Source organism: Cryobacterium melibiosiphilum (assembly GCF_003602235.1).
GTDB classification, from domain to species: Bacteria; Actinomycetota; Actinomycetes; order Actinomycetales; family Microbacteriaceae; genus Cryobacterium; species Cryobacterium melibiosiphilum.
This window is the reverse complement of record NZ_QZVS01000088.1, coordinates 39704-57574: the sequence shown is the minus strand read 5'-3', so window position 1 is coordinate 57574 and position 17871 is coordinate 39704. Positions and strand designations below refer to the sequence as shown.

At 64.9% G+C, this 17871-nt stretch carries 18 protein-coding genes; 6 read left to right on the top strand and 12 right to left on the bottom strand.

Annotated features, from left to right (window positions below):
- Positions 1-19 precede the first annotated feature (19 nt).
- The 10 genes from D6T64_RS13690 to D6T64_RS13645 form a co-directional block, all read right to left on the bottom strand.
- Positions 20-1057 carry a CNNM domain-containing protein gene (locus tag D6T64_RS13690; protein WP_119975240.1) on the bottom strand — a complete coding sequence of 346 codons (1038 nt, stop codon included), beginning with the start codon at positions 1055-1057 and terminating at the stop codon, positions 20-22.
- On the bottom strand, positions 1054-2469 hold the full coding sequence (locus D6T64_RS13685) for a hemolysin family protein (protein WP_119975239.1): 1416 nt from the start codon (positions 2467-2469) through the stop codon (positions 1054-1056). Before D6T64_RS13685 ends, D6T64_RS13690 begins: the two co-directional genes overlap by 4 nt.
- A gap of 190 nt (positions 2470-2659) precedes the next feature.
- Positions 2660-3121 carry an SRPBCC domain-containing protein gene (locus D6T64_RS13680; protein ID WP_158594893.1) on the bottom strand — a complete coding sequence of 154 codons (462 nt, stop codon included), beginning with the start codon at positions 3119-3121 and terminating at the stop codon, positions 2660-2662.
- Positions 3122-3363: 242 nt separating this feature from the next.
- A complete protein-coding gene (gene chrA, locus D6T64_RS13675; RefSeq protein WP_119975237.1) occupies positions 3364-4590 on the bottom strand; it encodes a chromate efflux transporter in 1227 nt (408 codons plus the stop codon).
- A 767-nt stretch (positions 4591-5357) separates the two neighbouring features.
- Entirely contained in the window at positions 5358-6221 is an 864-nt protein-coding gene (locus tag D6T64_RS13670; RefSeq protein ID WP_233551171.1) for a MurR/RpiR family transcriptional regulator, read from the bottom strand.
- A gap of 92 nt (positions 6222-6313) precedes the next feature.
- On the bottom strand, positions 6314-7687 hold the full coding sequence (locus D6T64_RS13665; protein WP_119975236.1) for an MBL fold metallo-hydrolase: 1374 nt from the start codon (positions 7685-7687) through the stop codon (positions 6314-6316).
- A gap of 66 nt (positions 7688-7753) precedes the next feature.
- Positions 7754-8674 carry a carbohydrate ABC transporter permease gene (locus D6T64_RS13660; RefSeq protein ID WP_119975235.1) on the bottom strand — a complete coding sequence of 307 codons (921 nt, stop codon included), beginning with the start codon at positions 8672-8674 and terminating at the stop codon, positions 7754-7756.
- The gene (locus D6T64_RS13655; RefSeq protein ID WP_119975234.1) at positions 8671-10026 is read right to left on the bottom strand and encodes an extracellular solute-binding protein; all 1356 of its coding nucleotides are present in this window, start codon (positions 10024-10026) and stop codon (positions 8671-8673) included. The genes D6T64_RS13660 and D6T64_RS13655 overlap by 4 nt, the downstream gene beginning before the upstream one ends.
- 67 nt (positions 10027-10093) lie before the next feature.
- Positions 10094-10999: a carbohydrate ABC transporter permease gene (locus D6T64_RS13650; RefSeq protein ID WP_119975233.1), complete on the bottom strand. Its 906-nt coding sequence runs from the start codon at positions 10997-10999 to the stop codon at positions 10094-10096.
- Positions 10996-11673 carry an HAD family hydrolase gene (locus D6T64_RS13645; RefSeq protein WP_119975232.1) on the bottom strand — a complete coding sequence of 226 codons (678 nt, stop codon included), beginning with the start codon at positions 11671-11673 and terminating at the stop codon, positions 10996-10998. Before D6T64_RS13645 ends, D6T64_RS13650 begins: the two co-directional genes overlap by 4 nt.
- Before the next feature lie 301 nt (positions 11674-11974).
- Between D6T64_RS13645 and pdxY the strand changes: the two genes are divergently transcribed.
- From pdxY to D6T64_RS13630, 3 genes are all read left to right on the top strand, one after another.
- Positions 11975-12826 (top strand): pyridoxal kinase PdxY, encoded by an 852-nt coding sequence (gene pdxY, locus D6T64_RS13640; RefSeq protein WP_119975306.1) that lies wholly within the window; start codon positions 11975-11977, stop codon positions 12824-12826.
- Between the two features lie 521 nt (positions 12827-13347).
- A complete protein-coding gene (locus tag D6T64_RS22305) occupies positions 13348-13686 on the top strand; it encodes a hypothetical protein (protein WP_147364572.1) in 339 nt (112 codons plus the stop codon).
- 110 nt (positions 13687-13796) lie between these two features.
- Positions 13797-14195, top strand: a complete 399-nt coding sequence (locus D6T64_RS13630; RefSeq protein WP_119975305.1) for a VOC family protein — start codon at positions 13797-13799, stop codon at positions 14193-14195.
- Positions 14196-14384: 189 nt separating this feature from the next.
- Here the strand turns inward: D6T64_RS13630 and D6T64_RS13625 are convergent, their stop codons facing one another.
- Positions 14385-14777, bottom strand: coding sequence for a VOC family protein (locus D6T64_RS13625; RefSeq protein ID WP_119975230.1), 393 nt, complete (start codon positions 14775-14777; stop codon positions 14385-14387).
- A gap of 247 nt (positions 14778-15024) precedes the next feature.
- Between D6T64_RS13625 and D6T64_RS22300 the strand changes: the two genes are divergently transcribed.
- A complete protein-coding gene (locus D6T64_RS22300) occupies positions 15025-15288 on the top strand; it encodes a hypothetical protein (protein ID WP_147364571.1) in 264 nt (87 codons plus the stop codon).
- Positions 15289-15464: 176 nt separating this feature from the next.
- On the opposite strand, the gene D6T64_RS13620 is transcribed toward D6T64_RS22300, so the two are convergent.
- The gene (locus D6T64_RS13620; RefSeq protein WP_147364570.1) at positions 15465-15980 is read right to left on the bottom strand and encodes a DUF6578 domain-containing protein; all 516 of its coding nucleotides are present in this window, start codon (positions 15978-15980) and stop codon (positions 15465-15467) included.
- Positions 15981-16223: 243 nt separating this feature from the next.
- Here D6T64_RS13620 and D6T64_RS13615 point away from each other — a divergent pair, with 243 nt between their 5' ends.
- Complete coding sequence (locus tag D6T64_RS13615) at positions 16224-17567, top strand: hypothetical protein (RefSeq protein WP_147364569.1); 1344 nt, start codon at positions 16224-16226, stop codon at positions 17565-17567.
- 64 nt (positions 17568-17631) lie between these two features.
- A complete protein-coding gene (locus tag D6T64_RS13610) occupies positions 17632-17838 on the top strand; it encodes a hypothetical protein (protein WP_119975227.1) in 207 nt (68 codons plus the stop codon).
- The last annotated feature ends 33 nt before the right edge of the window (positions 17839-17871 follow it).

The following is a 17871-nucleotide window of genomic DNA, read 5'->3' as shown; positions in this document are numbered from 1 at the left end:
GCCTCCGAGGCGTCCTCGGTTAGCGGAGCGCCAACGCATCCGTCGCGTCGGTGCGAGGCAGCAGCCGCGGGAGCACGTCGGACAGAGTCACGATCCCGCGGAACGAGTGGTCACCGTCGACCACGACGACGAGCTGCTGGCTCGTTGCGCGCATCTGGGCGAGGACCTCGTAGACCGGGGTCTCCCCCGCCAGCACCAGCGCAGATCGCACGAAGGGAGCGGCCGGGGCGTCGAGCGCGTCGACCAGGGTGTCCCGAACATGGACGACACCGGGAATACCCGTGTCGAGGTCGCCGATCAGGATGCGCATATGGCCGGATTGGGCAGCAGCACGCTGCACGTCGGCGACAGTTGCCTCGCTGGGAACGACCGTGGGGGTGACAGTGACGTCGACGAGTTCATCCAGGCGCAGGGTTTCCAATTCGATCGCTCCTTCCAACTGGTTCTGGAACGAGCTGTCGAGCATTCCCGTGCGGGCCGACAATTCGACGAGATGCCGAATCGTCTCGGCGTTCTGTCCGCCGACGGCGGCGCTCTCCACCGGGACGACTCCGGATGCGGCCACGAGCTTATTGGCGATGCTGTTGATCCACATCAGGAGGGGGCGGAAGGGCCAGATGAAGATGCGGGACGGGATGCCGATCACCTTCGCGGCAGTCTCGGGGTGGGCGATGGCCCAGGACTTCGGCGCCATCTCTCCGACCACAAGGTGCAGGAAGGTGACGATCAGGAGCGAGAGGGAGAAAGCGAGCACGCCAGCGGCCCACTCCGGCATTCCCCAGGCTGAGAAGATGGGCCCGAGCCAATAGTCCAGTGCAGGCTTGGTGACAGCGCCGAGCGCGAAGGTGCAGGCCGTGATGCCCAACTGCGCACCGGCGAGCATCAACGTCAGTTCGTTGACGCCCTTGAGGGCCGCTCGGGCAGAGCGGTCCGTCGCCGCGGTCGCCTCGAGGCGGTGGCGCCGCGCACCCAGGAGGGCGAACTCGATGATCACGAAGAACGCGCTCAGCGCGATCAGGATGACGGTGGCGATCGCCACAACCAGGCCATCATTCATCGGTCAACCGCCTTAGTATCGTCGGGCGCCGGTTCGAAGTCTGGGCGGACGTCGTCGTCGCCGAGGGTCTCGATCAGGGTCACGCGCACGGCGTGTGGAACGTGGCGTTCGATGGTCAGGATCTCGATGTCCAGCGCCCGGTGTACTTCGTCGTCTCGAACGAGATCGGCGGGGTCATCGGGCAATGCGACGTGGAGGGTTTCACCGGCGAGGGGCAGACCGCCGCGCTCGGCGATGATGAGACCGGCGACGGTTTCGAAGTCTCCGGCGGGCAACTCGTACCCGATGGCGCGGTGCATCTCGTCGACGTGCACGTCGCCACTCATCAGCCAGACCGCGTCGCCATCAGCGTCGACGGACGGAGCGGACGTCTCGTCGTGCTCATCGGTGATCTCGCCGACGATTTCTTCCGCGAGGTCTTCGAGGGTGACGACCCCGGCGAATCCGCCGTACTCGTCGATCACGCACGCGAATTCATTGCGGGCCCGGGTGATCTCAGCGAGGGCGTGCGGCAGTTTCGTCAGAGTAGACAGCACTACCGCCGGTCGCATGAGTTGTGTCACGGGGGCGCCTTCAGCGAGTGTGGTGCCGAGCACGTCGGCGAGCTGAACCACGCCGAGCGGTTGGCTCTCATCGTCGACCACCGGGTAGCGAGTGTGAGCTCGTGCCATGAGCTGGCGCACGTCACCGATCGTGGTGTCGGGGCGAACCGTGGCGACCAGGGATCGGGGAATCATCGCGTGCTCGACGTCCTGCTCGGGAAACTCGAGGATGCGATCGAGCATGAGGGACAGCTCGGCGGGCAGGTCGCCGCTGTCACGGGAGTCCGAGACGATGCGTTCGAGGTCTTGGGCCGTGGCGCTGGAGTCGACGTCGTGCACGGGCTCGATGCGCAGAAGGCGAAGCAGGGCATTGGCTGCGAAATCGAAGATGGCGATGAGCCATCCGAAGACCGCGAGATAGATCGTCGTCGAACGAGCCAAACCGCGCGCGAGGGGTTCAGGGTTCGCTATGGCAAGGTTCTTGGGGTAGAGCTCCCCAAAGATCATCTGCACCACTGTCGCGAGAACCAGGGCGAGCACCGTTCCCAGGGTGACGCTGACCGCCATGGACACGCCGGCCCCGCCCAGCAGAACACCCAGAGATTCACCGATCAGCGGCTGCGCAACGAAGCCGACGAGCAGCCCGGTGACCGTGATACCCAGTTGCGCGCCGGAGAGCATGAACGACGTGCGCTTGGTGACGGCGAGGGCGCGGACCGCTGAGGCGTCCCCCGCCGCCGCGCTGGCGCCGAGACGGTTGCGGTCCACGGACATGTAGGCGAACTCTTGGGCAACGAAGTAGCCGTTGGCCGCGATGATCACCAGGATGATCACGATGCCCAGCAGCAAAAGGAGCAGTGTTTCGATCACGAGTACGTCACCTCATCAGGGGGTGAGAGAAACCCTCGTGTTCGATGTGAAGTCGTGCATGGCCGGTCAATGGCCCAGAGGGCCATGGCTGGTGAGCCCACAGTTGCGGTCAACGCCTTTCGAGGTGTGAGATAAAAGTAATTTCTTATTTTACTCAGCGTTTGCTGTGTATGCGCAGGACATTAGTGAACTACTCGGTGACACCCTCGAGGAGGATCGCGAGCTCATCGAGTTCGACGTCCCAGCCCTCTCGGTTCTGCTCCAGACGGTCGCGACGGTAGCGGGTGCCGCCGGGAAGCGAATCGAAACCCGATTCGATCACCGTGACATCCGTACCGGTACCCGCATCGGCAATGGTGAAGCGCACGTGCGTCGAGTACTCGTCGAGCGCTTCGGCGGGGATTCCCGACCAGCGAAAGCCGAACGAGTCGTCGGGCACGACCTCGGTGATTTCGATCGGGAAGCTGCCGTAGTCATCCCAGTCGATGCTGCCCGTAGCACCGGGCTCGAGCGCGGCGAAACCCACACCGTCGCCAAACCACTTGGCCATCACCTCGGGGTCGGTCAGCGCCTGCCAGACGCTCGCGCGCGAGGCCTCGATGTGCACGGTGCGGGTCACGGTGTGCCCCTTGATTCTTGCGTGATCAGACACGATATTTCCTTCAGGTTCAAGCCGAGCGCGACGGCACAGTGCCCGCCGAGCGGCACGTTGACAAGTCCTGCAAACGCACCTCATCGAGCGTACACACGATTGCGTCTCCATTCACGGGCGAGGAAGCGCCGTGACCGCGTGGGGCAACGCATCAGAAGCCTGTCCTCCGAAGCCGGAGGTCGGCCGGGGTCACTGCGTCCTGCGGGTCACGGGCCAGTGAGGCAATAGGGCCGGCTGTTCGATCATCGAAGCAGCTCGAGCACGATCCCGCCCGCAGCGCCGACCATGACCACCGCCCACGCCGGCACCTTCCAGGCGATGAGCAGCACGAAGCAGACCAGTGCCAGGGCGAACGTGGGCGGTCCGGTGACGGCGGTCACGAACACGGGGTCATAGAGCGCGGCGGCGAGGATGCCGACCACGGCGGCATTCGCACCGCGCATGATGGCCTGCGCTCGCGGCCGCGTTCGGAAGCTGTTCCAGAAGGGGAGCACGCCGACAAGGATCAGGAAGCTGGGCAGGAGGATTCCGCCCAGAGCGACAGCCGCGCCGAGAATGCCACCCGGCCCCGTGGTGGAGAGGGTGCCGAGGTATGCCGCGAAGGTGAACAAGGGCCCGGGAACGGCCTGGGCGGCCCCGTATCCGGCGAGGAACTGATCGGAGGTGACCCAGCCCGTGTCGACGACACCGGTTTGGAGAAGAGGGAGAACGACATGGCCGCCACCGAAAACCAGCGCCCCGGCTCGGTAGAAGGCGGCAAGCAGCTGAATGATTCCGGAACCGGTGACGGATGCGACCACGGGGAGCCCGACCAGGAGGACGGTGAACAGGGTGAGGCACATCCACCCGGCCAGGCGACTGACGGGAAACCGGGCGAGGGTCGTGGTGGAACTCGTGCCGGTGCGGCAGCAGATCAGGCCGAGGAGAGCTCCAACCACGATCGCCCCGATCTGGCCCACAGAACCGCCGAGCAACAGGGCGCTCAGCACGGCCACCACGGCGATCGCGGCACGAGGCCGGTCGGGGGTGAGGGTTCGCGCCATTCCCCGGACTGCCTGGGCGACGATGGCGACGGCAACAATCTTCAGACCGTTCAGGATGCCGGCGCCGATGACGCCCTCGAACAGGGACGTCCCGAACGCGAAGGCCGTGAGCAGCACAGCGGACGGAAGAGTGAACGCGACGGCCGCGGCGATCCCGCCGGCGGGACCCGCGCGGTAGAGCCCGATTCCGAAGCCGACCTGGCTGGAGGCCGGGCCGGGAAGGAACTGCCCCAGGGCCACGAGGTCGGCGTATTCGTCGTCATTCAGCCACTTGCGCCGCTGAATCAGGTCCTCACGAAAATAGCCCAAGTGCGCGATCGGCCCGCCGAAGGAGGTCAGGCCCAAACGGAGGAAAACCCGGAACACCTCCCACACGGATCCCCGCCCGGTCGCTCTCACGGCCGTGATCGTGTGGTCATCGCTCATTGTCGGGAGCCTCGTTGCTGTCGGTCACAATTTCATTATCGATGTTTGGGTCACGAACTCGTAAACGCCGAGTGAACGCTTCCCGAACCCACCCGTCGCTCGACTGGCGAGTCCGGCCTGGAGGCTGGGCGGCTAAACGGCGGCTTCCCGAATGGCGGGACGCCGGCCGTGGCGTGACAACCGCACTCACCGCCTGACCGCCGCTGCCGCTGCCGGTCACGGCGTTGTTCACTTGGTCAGTTGCACAAGTCGATCGCGGTCGCACTGACTGTCCCTGCAGGCGCAATTGCCAGCCCAGGGTTAATGCCCTTCGCGTAGTTACCTTGATTTGTCAGGCCCGTTGAGCAGACGTGACGGATGCCCCACCGTAGAGCGCAATCGACGTTCGTGATGTCCTTGGGCGTGACTCCGGGAACCGTACTCGCCGCACAGGGCCTCGCGGAGCGAACAGCACCTCGGTGGTCACGAAGCAACTCCTCATGCGTTGCCGGGTCACGAGAATCTAGACGAGTATTTTTGTCCAGGTGGTCGAGGAATGCTTCAATCGCGGCCTCCGGAGCCCGAAGCTGCCGCTTTCGATACGCACGCCGTTTTCAGCACCGAGATCTCGCAGGTCGCCCGTTAGCCCTTTTGATCAACTCCATGCAGTTCTCGCCCCCGATAGCTCAATACAGGGCGAGACTATCGCCCTGCAGCGGTCTGAGCGGGGCCCCGTCGTTTCGGCCTCTAGTACTCGGGCCATTCACGGCCGGCCGGACGGCGCCCAACTACGAGATGGTGTCGCCGAGGTTGTCGGAGAGAATTTCCAGCACCAGACCGCGAGCGTGCTGTGCCCGGTCGGCGAAGACCTCCGCGACCAAGTCCACGAGCGCCTCGACGAAGGCGGCTTGCGCGACCCGTGAGTAGTGTTCCAGTTCATCCCGAAAGCTTGCCGGGGCGACGACCAGCACCCGGTGGGCCAGGCCCGTGAGGTCAGACTTTTGGAATGACGTGATCGCGATCACATTCGCCCCAGCGCTCACCGCGGCCGCGGCGGTGCGCAGGCTGAACTCGTTCGTGCCCGTGCCGCTCACCACCACGCATACGTCGTCGGGTGTCAGCTGCCGCGCCGCAATTTGCTGCGACACCGCGTCGGGCACGATCTCGGCCGATCGTCCGATCGACGTCAGACGCGTCGCAAGATTGCTGGCCACCGAGGCGGACAGCCCGTTGGCTACGACGAAGACCCGTCGCGCCCGCGCGATCAAATCGATTGCGCCCTCGAGCTCATCAACATCGAGAAGGCTGGTGGAATTGTTCAGGGCCCGCGCGGTTCTGTCCATCACTGTGCGCAGCCGGCCGATGGCCCCCTCACCGTGGTCGAACGAATCGTGGGCGCCCAGCTCGCCAGCGAGCGCCATCCTGAGCTGTGGGTACCCGCGGTAGCCCAGGGATTGGCTTGCCCGCACCACGGACGATCGGGCAACGCCGACTCGATCCGCCACCTGCTGGGCGGTTAGTTCCACTACGAGTTCCGGCTCGGAGACGATGAGGTCAGCCACCCGACGTTCGGTGGGCTGCAGGGTGTTGCGTACGGCGGCGACTCGCACCGTGATGGGCGCACCCGAGCCGACCGGAGGTTCAGCGATCACGAGCGTGCTCCTTGACTGATGGGCGGTCGCCTGATGCAGGCCATTTTCCTACGGTACCGCGTGGCAAAGTGTGAGCGACCGCTGCCGTCACCTCAGGACGCCACCGAAACGAGTTCGTGCCCCACGACGGTCCCATCGAGCAAGTACACGTCACCGTAGCGAGGAAGCACCCGAGGCATGGAGACGGTGAGCGCCTCGGGCCGCTTCCCGTGGATGGGAAGCACACAGCCGGGGGCGACATGCTCGACGAAGGCCAACAGGTCATGACCGAGCGCATGACCGGTGGATCCGGCCTCGATTACCGCAATACCCAACTTCTGCAACCAGAGCTGAAAGACTTCCCAGTCGGGCATGAACGGTCCGAGCGGCTCGCCCTGCGAGTGCACCCAGACGGTACTACCGGAAACGATCGGCAGGTCCGCCAAGGCCGGTGCATCATGCCCGTCGGGCTGCACGAGATAGTGGCCGGGCTCAGCCGCCACCGCTGCGACGGTCACTCGGTTGATTCCCGCAGCGAGCGGGCGTGAATCGGACTCGGCGCGCTCCGATGCCCAGCTGGTGACGTCCGACACTCCCATCGCCGCCAGGAGAGCGGCGTCCCGGCTCGGCCACACGAGTTCGCGCCCGTGGGTTCGGGCGAGCGCAATCAGCCGCTGGGCACGCTCCGCGTCGCGGGGGTAGGCCGACATGAGCACCAGGCCGGGCACGCCGGTCAGCTCTGCGGCCAGAATTTCCTCGATCTCTGCCTCGCTGCGCGTAGTGATCGGGGGGTGATCGAACGAAAGCATCGTCGTTTCGGTGACGAGCAAATCCACACCGCGGATGCGTTCGGCGAAAGCGTGCGAGCGCATCCCGCCATCGCGATGAAAATTGAGATCCCCCGTGTAGACCACGCTACCGTCAGGTGCTGTAACCAGCACCCCGCACGCGCCGGGGATGTCGTGGTCGACGGGGATCAGCTCGACCGTGAGGTCGCCCACCCGAATCGTCTCTCCGGTGTCGACCGCGATCGGCGCCAGGGGGTGTCCCGGGCGGTACTCACCGGTGTCGCGCAGGGCGTTGAGCATCACCGTTGTCTCCTCAGACGCGTACAGCGGCAGGCTCGGGTCGAGAAATCCGAGAGCCCCCTCGTGATCGATGTGGGCGTGCGAGAGGAACACGGCTGTGGGTCGCGCATCGCGGTTTGCGCGGGTGGAGGCCGCCAGCTGCGGATCCGAGGCGAGCTGCGCCGGGTCGTAGAGTCCCGGCGAGACGGGCAGCTCGGCGGCCCGCAGCAGGTCGACCAGCTCGTGGCCGCGGCGCGGGCCGCCGGGGGTCTGGAGCAGGCCGGTATTGAGGTCGCGCATTCCGAAATCGAGAATCACCCGGGCGTTCGGGGTGGAGACGAGTACGACGCTGCCGCCGATCACCTCGATGCCACCCAGAATCTGCACCCGCGTTTCGGTTGCGGTAGTTGTCGTGTTCATGTCGTTCGTCCTTTGGTTGAGAGATGATCGGAGTGTTCCGGGGCGTTCCGGGCGAAGCGCCCGGCGTCAGCCGCGCACGGCGCCCTGCAGGCCCCATTTGTCGCCGATGAAGAAGCGCTGGGCGAAGAGGTAGAGCACGATGAGCGGAATCGTGGTGAAGACCACGGCGGCGCTCAGGCCGGTCCAGTCGGTTCCCTCGGTGCCGTAGAAGAGTTGCAGTCCCACCTCGATCGGGCGCACCGCGTCCGACGTCGTGAAGATGTATGGCCAGATCAACGCGTTCCACGACCCCAGGAACGAGGTCAGCCCGACCAGCGCGAGGCTCGGCACCACGAGCGGCGCACCGATGGAGAACAGCATCCGCAGCGGGCCGGCGCCGTCCATCTCGGCGGCCTCGAAGATCTCCGGCGAGACCTTGGTGAACGCCTGCCGAATGAGAAAGATTCCGAAGGCCGTCGCCGCGAAGGGCAAAATTTGAATTAGATAGGTGTCCAGAAGGCCGAGCGTGCTGGCCACGAGAAAGTTGGGAATGAGCAGCACGGTGTGGGGAATCATCAACACCCCCATCACGAGAGCGAACGCGGCGTTACGGCCGCGAAACCGCATGAGCGCAAAGCTGAATCCGGCCAGCAGCGACGTGAACATACACAGGCTGGCGACGGAACCTGCGATCAGCATCGTGTTGCCGAAATACCGCAGCCACGGCGCCGCCTCCCAGGCCCGCTGGTAGTTCGCCCAATTCCAGGAGGGAAGAAAGGACGGCGGAACCTGGTAGACGTCGCCATCGTTGGCCAGGCTGGTGTTCAGCACCCACAGGAGCGGGAACAGGAACAGCAGCGCAAGAGCCGTGACGACGACCGCATGCGTCAGGCGCGCAACTCGCCGCCGGTGCCGCCCCGCGCGGGGCAAGGCGGCGACGGGTGCGAGCGCGGGCTCATCGAGCGCTGAGTCGCGTGGCCGCGCCCGCTGCTCGGTAAGGGCGGTCACTTGACCAGGGCGAGAGCGGCGTCCTGTGCGCGTTCGAGTGCGTCAGCGGGCGTGGATGCGCCCGCGAGCGCTTCGGAGACCATCGCGGCGAAGATCGACAGGCTGTCCGTGGTCCACGGGCGCGGGGTCGGGCGCACGGCGATGTCGAGCTGAGCGATCACGTCGCTCACCCACGGGTTGCTCGCGATGTAGTCGGCGTAGACGGGCTCGTCGATGGCGTCGGGGGTGACGGGCAGGTAACCGGTCGCGGCCGCCCACTCGGCCGTTTCGGCGGACGAGGCGAGAAACTCCATGTACTGCCAGGCGGCATCCTGCTCGGCGTCGGTCGCGTCGGCGAACATCGCGATGTTGGTTCCCGACAGCGCGTTTGAGGCGCCCTCTGTGCCCTCCGGCAACGTCGCGACGCCCATCTCGAACTTGCCATCCACCGCGGCCAGGTTGTACTGGTAAGACGCCACCGTGCTCAGGTCGAACGCACCCTTCTCGGCACCGAGCGCCTGCTGGCCGGGATAATTGGTGCCCGCGGCCAGTGCGCCGTCTGCCTGCAGCCCCACCAGGTATTCCAGCGCGCTGATCACCTCAGGGTCGGTGAAGGTCGGCACACCCTCGTCATCGAACATCGATCCGCCGTTGGACTCGGCGATCATGCCGACCAGCTCGCTGCCCTGGCCGATGCCCGAGGCTCCGCCCGGATCCGTCGAGACGGCCACGACACCGTCGGTCGACACGTCGCGCGCGGTCGTCGCGAACTCCGTCCACGTGCTCGGAGCGTCGGCAACCAGGTTTGAGTTGAAATACTGCACGTAGAGCGACTTGTTGAAGGGCCACATCCAGTTCTGGCCGTCGACCAGGGTCATGTCGTTCTTGATTCCATCGTAAAACGAGTCGTACGTAGCCGACCCGGCGACGCGATCATCCAGCGGCAGGATGACGTCGCTGTCGGCGAGCGTCACGGCCCACGCGGCGTTGACCTGGGCGATCGTCGGCGCGGCGCCGGCGGCGACCGAGGACTCGATCTTGGTGAACAGGGTCCCGTAATCCGGCTGCTCGATGAGCTCGACGGTGATGCCGGGATTGTCGGCTTCGAACCGCGCGGTGGCCGCCTCGAGCGAGGGCTTGAGCGCCCCCGACGACATGGCTTCCATGAAGGTGACCGTGACGTCGCCCGAAGCCGAACCGGCGTCGGCGTCGGGGGTGCTGCATCCGCTGAGCGCGATGGCAAGCACCACTCCGGCGCCGGCGACGCCCAGGGTGCGCCGTCGTGAGCCGAAGGCGGATGTGGAGCTGTTGGTCGTGGAGCTGTTGGTCGTGACGTTGTGCGACGTGGTGCTGTGAGACGTGCATCGAGACATTGCGGACTCCTGAGGTTGAGAGTGGGAACGAACAGACACGGAAAGAGTGCGGGGAAAGATGGGCGCGTCAGGGATCGAGGCGGCGGTTCACGCGCTGCTGGGCGTAGGCCATGACCGCTGTGATGGCGAACAGCACGACAGCCAGAGCGGCGGCGTACCCGGCGTTACGCGACACGAACGCCTGTTGGTAGACCTGAAAGCCCAGGGTGGCGGTCGAGTATCCCGGCCCGCCGCCCGTCATCACGAAGAACTGGGTGAAGGCCTGCAGGGCGTTGATCGTGGCGATGATGACCGCGAAGACGACGAAGGGCCGCAATTCGGGCAGGGTGATGTACCAGAATTCCTGCCAGTGGCTGCAGCCATCTATCCGGGCCGCCTCACCGAGCTCCTGGGAGACACTGGCTAGCCCACCGATGAAAATCATCATCGAGAAGCCGGTGGCGTGCCACAGGGAGTAGATGAGGATCGCGAGCAACGCCGTGTCGGGGTCACCCAGCCAGTTCACGCGCGGCAACGCGAGCCGCTCGAGTACGGCGTTGATCACACCGAATCGATCGTTATACATCCAAATCCAGGAGATGGAGGTGGCAACCTGGGGTGTGACGAAAGCGAGAAAAATCGCTGACCGGCCAAACATCGATAGCCGGGTGGGCCGGCGCAGCAGCACGGCGATGGCAAGCCCGAGCGCGGTGACGATTACAACCATGCTGACCACGAAACTCGCGGTGACGGCGAGGGTGCTCCAGAAAGACGGGAGCATGGCCCCGCTGACCATCGCGGTGTAGTTGTCGAGGCCGATCAGCGTGGACTGGCCGATATTCAGCCAGTTCCACTCGAACAGGGAGATCCCGAGCGTGGCCAAGGTCGGCACGATGGTGAAGACGGCGAATACCACGACCGCCGGGGCGATGAAGGCGTAGGCCCACCGCGAGGCGAACGGACGACGGCGACGGGAGACAGTCACGACGGTCATTGCCGGGCCGGTTCGCTGATGGTCATGGTGCGCACCCACTCGCGTAGGTCGGGCAGAAGCGCGGTGATTCCAGCGGCGCGGTAGGTGGCCGGTTCATCTCCGGTGCCCCAGATTCCGACGTGCGCGGTTATCAGCCCTCGCGCGTGGGCCGGGGCAAGATCGTTGCGCCAGATGTCGCCGATGCACAGAATGTTGCGTGGCCCGTCTTGCAGCAACTCGTCGAGCAGGTGTTCGAGGCCGCTGGGTTTGCCAGCCGAGGTGACAATGCGGTCGAAACTGGTGGCCAGCCCCAACGAGACCAGTGCCTGCTCGAGCCGGGTGGTGGGTGAGTTGGTGACGAGCATCCGCTCGGCGCCGGTGTTTTCGAGAAAGTCAGCGAGCCCGTCGGGCGCGACGACGGGTGCGGTCGGTGTGGCAAGCAGGTCGCGGCTGCGGCGGTAGCCTTCGTCGAGGTCGGCCCGCTCGACACCACAGCCCACCGCGAGCATGCGCACCAGGTCGTAGGCGTCGGTGGCGCTGAGATGGATTCCAGCCGCCAGCATCCGTTCCGTGTCGCGACGTAGGTGATCGCCGAGGCCGGCAGCGGCGGCCACCATGGAGGCGTAGGCCAAAACGGGGCCGTCGCCGAGGGCAACGGTGCCGTCGAAGTCGAAAATGAGAATCGGGCGTTGCACTGTTCTGCTCTCTGACCCAGGTGATCGGCAGTCTGGGCGCTTCGTCCATAATGTTGAATCAAAATGGACGGAAGGGCCAGAAGTGGTGAACGCAGCGTAAATTCCGGACTTCGACGAAGGCCGCGCCCGTCCTGCGCGCACGTCTCTGACCTGTGCGAGCTCATGCGTCGACTCTCCGAGAGGTCTCAGGCGGGATGTCGCAGTTCGGAATCAACATTCCCGCAGCATCGGCGGTCCACTGGACTGCCGCCATGCCACCCCACTGCAAGCCGGTCGGATCGAAGGGAGGAAGATGGACGTCGTGAAGATTCTCTCGATTCAGTCGGCCGTCGCTTACGGCCACGTTGGCAACTCGGCCGCGGTGTTCCCCCTCCAGCGCATTGGGGTCGAGGTACTGCCGGTCAACACCGTGCACTTCTCCAACCACACGGGGTACGGAGCCTGGCGCGGATCCCTCATTGCACCCGAGGATGTGCACGAGGTCATCCTCGGTATCGAAGAACGCGGGGTGCTCCCCCAGATCGACGTCGTGCTCTCGGGATACCAGGGCGGCACCGGCATCGGCGACGTCATCGTGGATGCGGTCAAGCGAGTGAAGGCGGCGAACCCCTCGGCCATCTACGCGTGCGACCCCGTGATGGGTAACGCGAAGTCGGGATGCTTCGTGGCGCCCGAGATCCCCGTGCTACTTCGGGATCGCGTCGTCCCCGTGGCCGACATCATCACTCCGAACCAGTTCGAGTTGGGATTCCTCACCGGAACCGAGCCATCGACGATGCAGCCAACACTCGATTCCGTCGACCTCGCCCGAATGATGGGACCGTCCACCGTGCTCGTGACGAGTGTGGAACGCCCCGACCGCGAGCCCGGCACCATCGAGATGCTCGCAGTGGATGCTGCGGGCGCCTGGATCGTGCAGACTCCCCATCTTCCTTTCAAGGCGAACGGATCGGGTGATGTCACCGCGGCGCTCTTCTCGGCGCACTACCGCGCGACGGGTGACGCCGCTGTGGCGCTGGAACGGACCGCGTCCAGCGTGTTCGACCTCATCGAACTGACCTACAAATCGGGTGAGCGAGAACTGCAGCTCGTGCAGGCGCAAAACTCCTACGCGGATCCGCGCATGCAGTTCTCCGCCCGGCGCGTGCGCTGAGATGTCAGACCTCTGCTGGGGTTGCACCCGCCACGCCTGACTGTCTGTCCAGCGCGCCGAACCCTCACGCCCGCGCAACGGAGTTGCTGGACTTCTCGACAGCGTCCTCGTGTGCTGGTTCGGAGGGTTTTCGCCTGCTTGCCGCGTTGATCGGTCGATAGGTTGTGAGCATGTACTTCTCAGAGAGCAATCCAGAGGACTTCCCGGCGCCCCCGACCATAGCGGAGGTGACCGCCCGATTTCGAGTGCCGGTGATGTCGTTGGTTTCCCAGCCCGCTCTGGAGCTGCGAAGCGTCTCCACGACGGAGTCGTCCATGAACGGAGAGCCAGCCCTTCTCACTACGGTGTCACTCTCGTACACGTTCTGGCAGGTCCCCGGAGACCACGCGGATCCGGCCAATTTGGCAGATCTCGGAGCGGCGGACCTAGCGGCGCTCGACGCACCGCCGATTCGGCCGCTGCCGGACTGGTTGATGGCGCAACGCGCGCTGATACGCTATCCGATGCTCTGGGAGGCGGTCATGACCACCCGTCCGTCGAACGACGGATGGCAGACCCCCGAGTCCACACTCGTCGATCACGTCAACTACGTCGTGATGAACACATTCCGTGAGCAGCGTGCAGCCGGAGGATTCCCGGGGGAGCTCGATTCACCCGCGACTACAGCGCACATCGAGCACACATCCGTCCGAGTTGACGGTGCCGACCTCCCCGGGATGCACCTGGACACGGACCCGAACGTGTACGGCGTCGGCGTCGCATTCACTGATCGGATCTTGACCGCGGTCATCGCTCGCGACCACCTCACGGACATCACCCTCGCCTTTGAGACGCTCGCTTCGCATCCCCCCGCGGGCTGACGGTATGCGTCTGAGGTGCCAAACACCCAACGAACACCGCAAGGTGAACCTCCAGCGGGCACCCTCATAGCGTTGACGCGATGGTGACAGGTCGTGTGTATGCTCTGCACATGACGGCGCCCCAGATCTATGTCACATTCCCCGGCACAGCCCGCGAAGCACTCGGCTTCTATGCGGAAATTTTCAGTGGAGAGCTCTCCTTCCACACCTACGAGGACTTCGGTCGCAGCGACGGCCCGCCAGATTCCATAGCTCACGGAGTCCTCACCGGCGTCGTTGCTTTAGCGGGATCCGATGCCGCAGCAGGCGAGAAGAGCGTACGACTCCAAGGAATGATGCTCTCATTACTGGGGGCCGCCAAACCGGAAGTTCTCCACGAGTGGTTCAACAAACTTGCAGTTGGCGGCCAGATCGTCGACCCCCTTGCCCCGAAGCCATGGGGCGCCTCGGATGGCCAGGTCATTGACCGTCATGGACTCCACTGGCTCATCGGATACGAACGGCAATGAGTGACACACAGCCGCTCGCCCAGTGAGCGAACGAGCGCCAGCACGTGCTTCGAGCGGCAAGGTCCGCTGCAGGATCGATCTCGATGCACCTCCCCGTTGGACGCCTCCAGCCAGCGTTTTCGATGCGCCACCGATGCGTGACGGGCGAGAGGTCGTCCTCCGCGTACGCCCACGCGGTGCCGCCCATTCTCAGGCCGGCGGCGCGAAGAACTCTAGCGGCAGCCCGTCAGGATCGCGGAAAGACAGGCCTGACCCGTATCCGGCGTCTGTGATGGTGTCGTGGCTGACGCCGAGCTGGTCCAGGCGCTTCTCCCAAAGCTCCAGCTCGGACCGGTCCGCGACGCCGAATGCGACGTGATCCAAGCCCGCACGGCGCTCGCTGAACGGCGTCGTCACGTCTGAGTCAGGGAATTGGTGTAGCCCGACGAGGGTACCGCTTACCATCCAGACGACGTGACGGAAGGGTCCGGTGTCCTCATCGAGCACTGGCTCGTCCTCGAACAACTGCGTGTACCAAGGGATGCTCACCTCGAGGTCTCGTACCGTGAGCGCCACATGGGCGATGGGTGGGAAAATCGTCATCGATGGTTCCTCCTGGATTCCACTCAGCACGATCGTTCGTGCGTACGTCAACCCTACGGTCGTTCGTCTCGCAACCGTCGAGGGACCCGGCGGGCTCGTGGTGAGGAGACCGTCGGCGGCGCAAGTTTCTTCGTTCATGCCACGAGGCGGTTTGACACATATTCGATTCACTGCGACCGTGTAAGGAAGTTAGTAGCGCCGCAACGATGGGGGACTTCACAATGTCGACGACAGCCTGGCCACGCTGATGAATACAAAACTGAAGGAGAACAGCGTGACCGAAAGGCGGGATGGTCACGCCAAACGACCAAGCGGCAGTCAGATCGTGGGCTGGGCCGCGATGGTGTTCTGCGGGGTGCTGGCCTTCGTTAACGCCGCAACGATCGCGTCAAGTAATGGGATGCGTGCGTTTCTGGTCGTCTGCGGCGTCGTGCTTAGTGGAATCTTCGTTACCCAGCTGGGCCGCTGGTCCTTCACACGCGGGAACCCTGCGGGTCCGAAGGGGCGCTGACGACCCCTCCCATTTTTGACAAGGGGCAGCCCGCGTGGGCCGCCCCTCTGTTTTGTTCACGTGACATTCGATTCCGCCACTGGTGTCGTGACCAAGGACTGAAAGCGGTGTCAGGTCAGCCCATCGTGGTCATCGAGGAGCAGGTGCTCCCCCACACCTAGGCGGCGCGCGGGCCCCTACGCCCGCACGCGCACCACCCAGCCGACCACCTTGCCGGGATGGGCACGGCGGTCGCGAAAGCTCAGCACCCGGTGCTGCATGGCTCCGCCCGGTTCCGGCACCAGCCCGCGCACCGCAGGGTCTGTGGACTGTTCATATCGCACCGAAACCTGGTCGATCCGGGCCACCCGGCCGGCGAGGTGGGTTCGCTCCGACAGGTCGGCGAGGCCTCGCCCGGCGTCAGCATAGGTGTCCAGCTGCAACGGGATCGATCGCCGACCCGCGAACAGGCGGGCAACCCAGGCCAGGTCCATCCGCACCAAGTCCCAGTCAACGCGTTCGTCGAGTTCTACGTTCATGCCGTCTTCGGCGACCTGCCAGTCGGTGAACCACACATCGGTCTCGTCGGAATGCTTGCTGGGAACGATGTCCTCGTCGTCGACTGCTTCGGCGTTCTCGCGCACGAGCGGTTCGTAGGAGCCGACGTAGTACACCCTCGCTGCCGGAGATTGCTCGCTGCCCGAAGTCGTCATGTCACCACCTTATGAAGCCGCCGCCGCTGTTGCGAGTTTGCAGATCCGGCCCGATCATTGGCGTCAAGCACAGAGCTGCACCAACTGGTTTTCGGGTCACATCGAGCGCGAGGCGGATGCCCCTCCCGCGGTCTTCTTTGTCGGCCGAGGGGTCTGCGCGAGGTGCGTTCCCCGTGACCGACGGTTGTGGAAAATAGCGACGAATCATCACTATCTGCTGTTCAGACAGGGCATAGTGTGCAGATGACCATCCCCGTTGATCCCACCCTGATCATGTCCGACCGGGACGCGAGCTCCGGTCCTTCCACCAAACGAGACGCTCCGCTCGATACGGGCGAGAGGAGCGGCCCCCTGCCTGAGCCGAGCGTGGCCCTGTGGGTCACGATGTGCGGGCTAGTGCTCGTGTTGGCTGCGAGCGTGGTCGCCTCTGTGCAAGTCTCCGGAGCGGCGCAGACGGCCGGCATCGTACTGGCGGCGTTCGTTGCCTTGATGGGTATCGTCTACTGGGCGTCCGTTGCATCCATTCGCCGCCTCGTCAACCAGCTCGAAGCTCGCTTCCCGGGTTCCGTCGTCTTCCCTGTTGCTACCACCGCAGGCCTGAGGTCCGATGTTGCGTTGCTTGCCGCCGTCAACGGTGCCAAGCTTGGTCAATACGCAGGCGTAACGGCGGACCGCGCCGGTATCTCCATCTGGAAGACGGCACGCTCAGAGCAGCCCCTGAACGTGCTGCTCTGGGACGAAATTGCCACTGTGGAAACCAACTCGGTGCTGGTTTCGTTGGTACCCGTCACCTCCCTGACTCTGAGCGGGCACCAGCATGGATTTCCGTTCAGGTTGCCGCTGCCCGTCTACTCTGCGACCACCGGTTATCCGGGGTCGCGTCGCCAGTTCGCTTCCGTCTCCACCCGACTGCACGAATTGCGAGCCTCCGCTGCAGCCGACGGACGGGCCGGCGATGCCCGGCTGACACCGGCTGAGGTGAGGCGTAAGAAACCGCGCGTGGTGGGCGCGCTTGTCGTCACTGTTCTCGTGGGTGTCGTCGGCTGGTTCGGCGGCCAGTACATCTTCGAGTACGCCGACGATGCCCGAGTGGCACTGTTCGACACTCCAGAAGCTGCCGAAGCGGTCGCGTGGGTGTCCGATGACGGATTGAGTAGTGTCACGTTTCCTGGCACGCCGGCGACCACCACCCAGGAGGAGGTGGTCTTCGGACAACCCGTGCTCCTGACCGTGACCGTCTGGGAGCGCGAGGACGTGGCTTTGGCCGTTCAGTCTTCGCCTGTCGCCCCGCTACTCCCCACCGGCGTGGAACTGTCCGCGCTCACCGCGGCCGATATTGACTCGCTACTGAAGTCTTCGCTCGACGGAGCTGTCGCAAACGTCAAGGACGGCACGCTGGTGACCGAGAGTTATGCCGACCTGGACGGTGCACGCACCCTCCGCGGCACTATCTCGTCCGCCGCGCCCGGGACGATGGACGTCATCATTGCTTTCCATGCAGGATCCCTCCACATCGCTTTGGCCGGCGGAGAGGACAACCGGAGTGAGATGAAGTCTGCGTTCCTGGCATCATTTCACCTGAGCTGAGCGTGGAACCTTCTCGCGAGCGGATTACGAATCTAGATTCCGTCGCCGTTTCAGCCCATCTCTTGTGCGTACCTGCCCGAATGAACCAGAGCACACCGACCAGGCCGGCCCCCGCGAGGCGCTGGACCGGCTGGGACCCACCCCCGCGGGCCTGATCGTGCTGCATCTGCTCGGCGCGGGTCCGCTCAGCCAGACGGAGCTCGAGAACGCCGACGCGATGTGGGTCGCGCTGCTCAAGATCATCTCCGCCTCGTCTGCGCGCCGCTGGTAACCGGCCGCACGCACCTGGCAAGCGGGGCACCCC

Bases quoted from the DNA above. Each gene is read 5' to 3' on its own strand.
- D6T64_RS13690 (WP_119975240.1), bottom strand. From the start codon at position 1,057: ATGAATGATGGCCTGGTTGTGGCGATCGCCACCGTCATCCTGATCGCG.
- chrA (WP_119975237.1), bottom strand. From the start codon at position 4,590: ATGAGCGATGACCACACGATCACGGCCGTGAGAGCGACCGGGCGGGGA.
- D6T64_RS13665 (WP_119975236.1), bottom strand. From the start codon at position 7,687: ATGAACACGACAACTACCGCAACCGAAACGCGGGTGCAGATTCTGGGT.
- D6T64_RS13655 (WP_119975234.1), bottom strand. From the start codon at position 10,026: ATGTCTCGATGCACGTCTCACAGCACCACGTCGCACAACGTCACGACC.
- D6T64_RS13650 (WP_119975233.1), bottom strand. From the start codon at position 10,999: ATGACCGTCGTGACTGTCTCCCGTCGCCGTCGTCCGTTCGCCTCGCGG.
- D6T64_RS22305 (WP_147364572.1), top strand. From the start codon at position 13,348: ATGACCACCCGTCCGTCGAACGACGGATGGCAGACCCCCGAGTCCACA.
- D6T64_RS13630 (WP_119975305.1), top strand. From the start codon at position 13,797: ATGACGGCGCCCCAGATCTATGTCACATTCCCCGGCACAGCCCGCGAA.
- D6T64_RS13625 (WP_119975230.1), bottom strand. From the start codon at position 14,777: ATGACGATTTTCCCACCCATCGCCCATGTGGCGCTCACGGTACGAGAC.
- D6T64_RS22300 (WP_147364571.1), top strand. From the start codon at position 15,025: ATGAATACAAAACTGAAGGAGAACAGCGTGACCGAAAGGCGGGATGGT.
- D6T64_RS13620 (WP_147364570.1), bottom strand. From the start codon at position 15,980: ATGACGACTTCGGGCAGCGAGCAATCTCCGGCAGCGAGGGTGTACTAC.
- D6T64_RS13615 (WP_147364569.1), top strand. From the start codon at position 16,224: ATGACCATCCCCGTTGATCCCACCCTGATCATGTCCGACCGGGACGCG.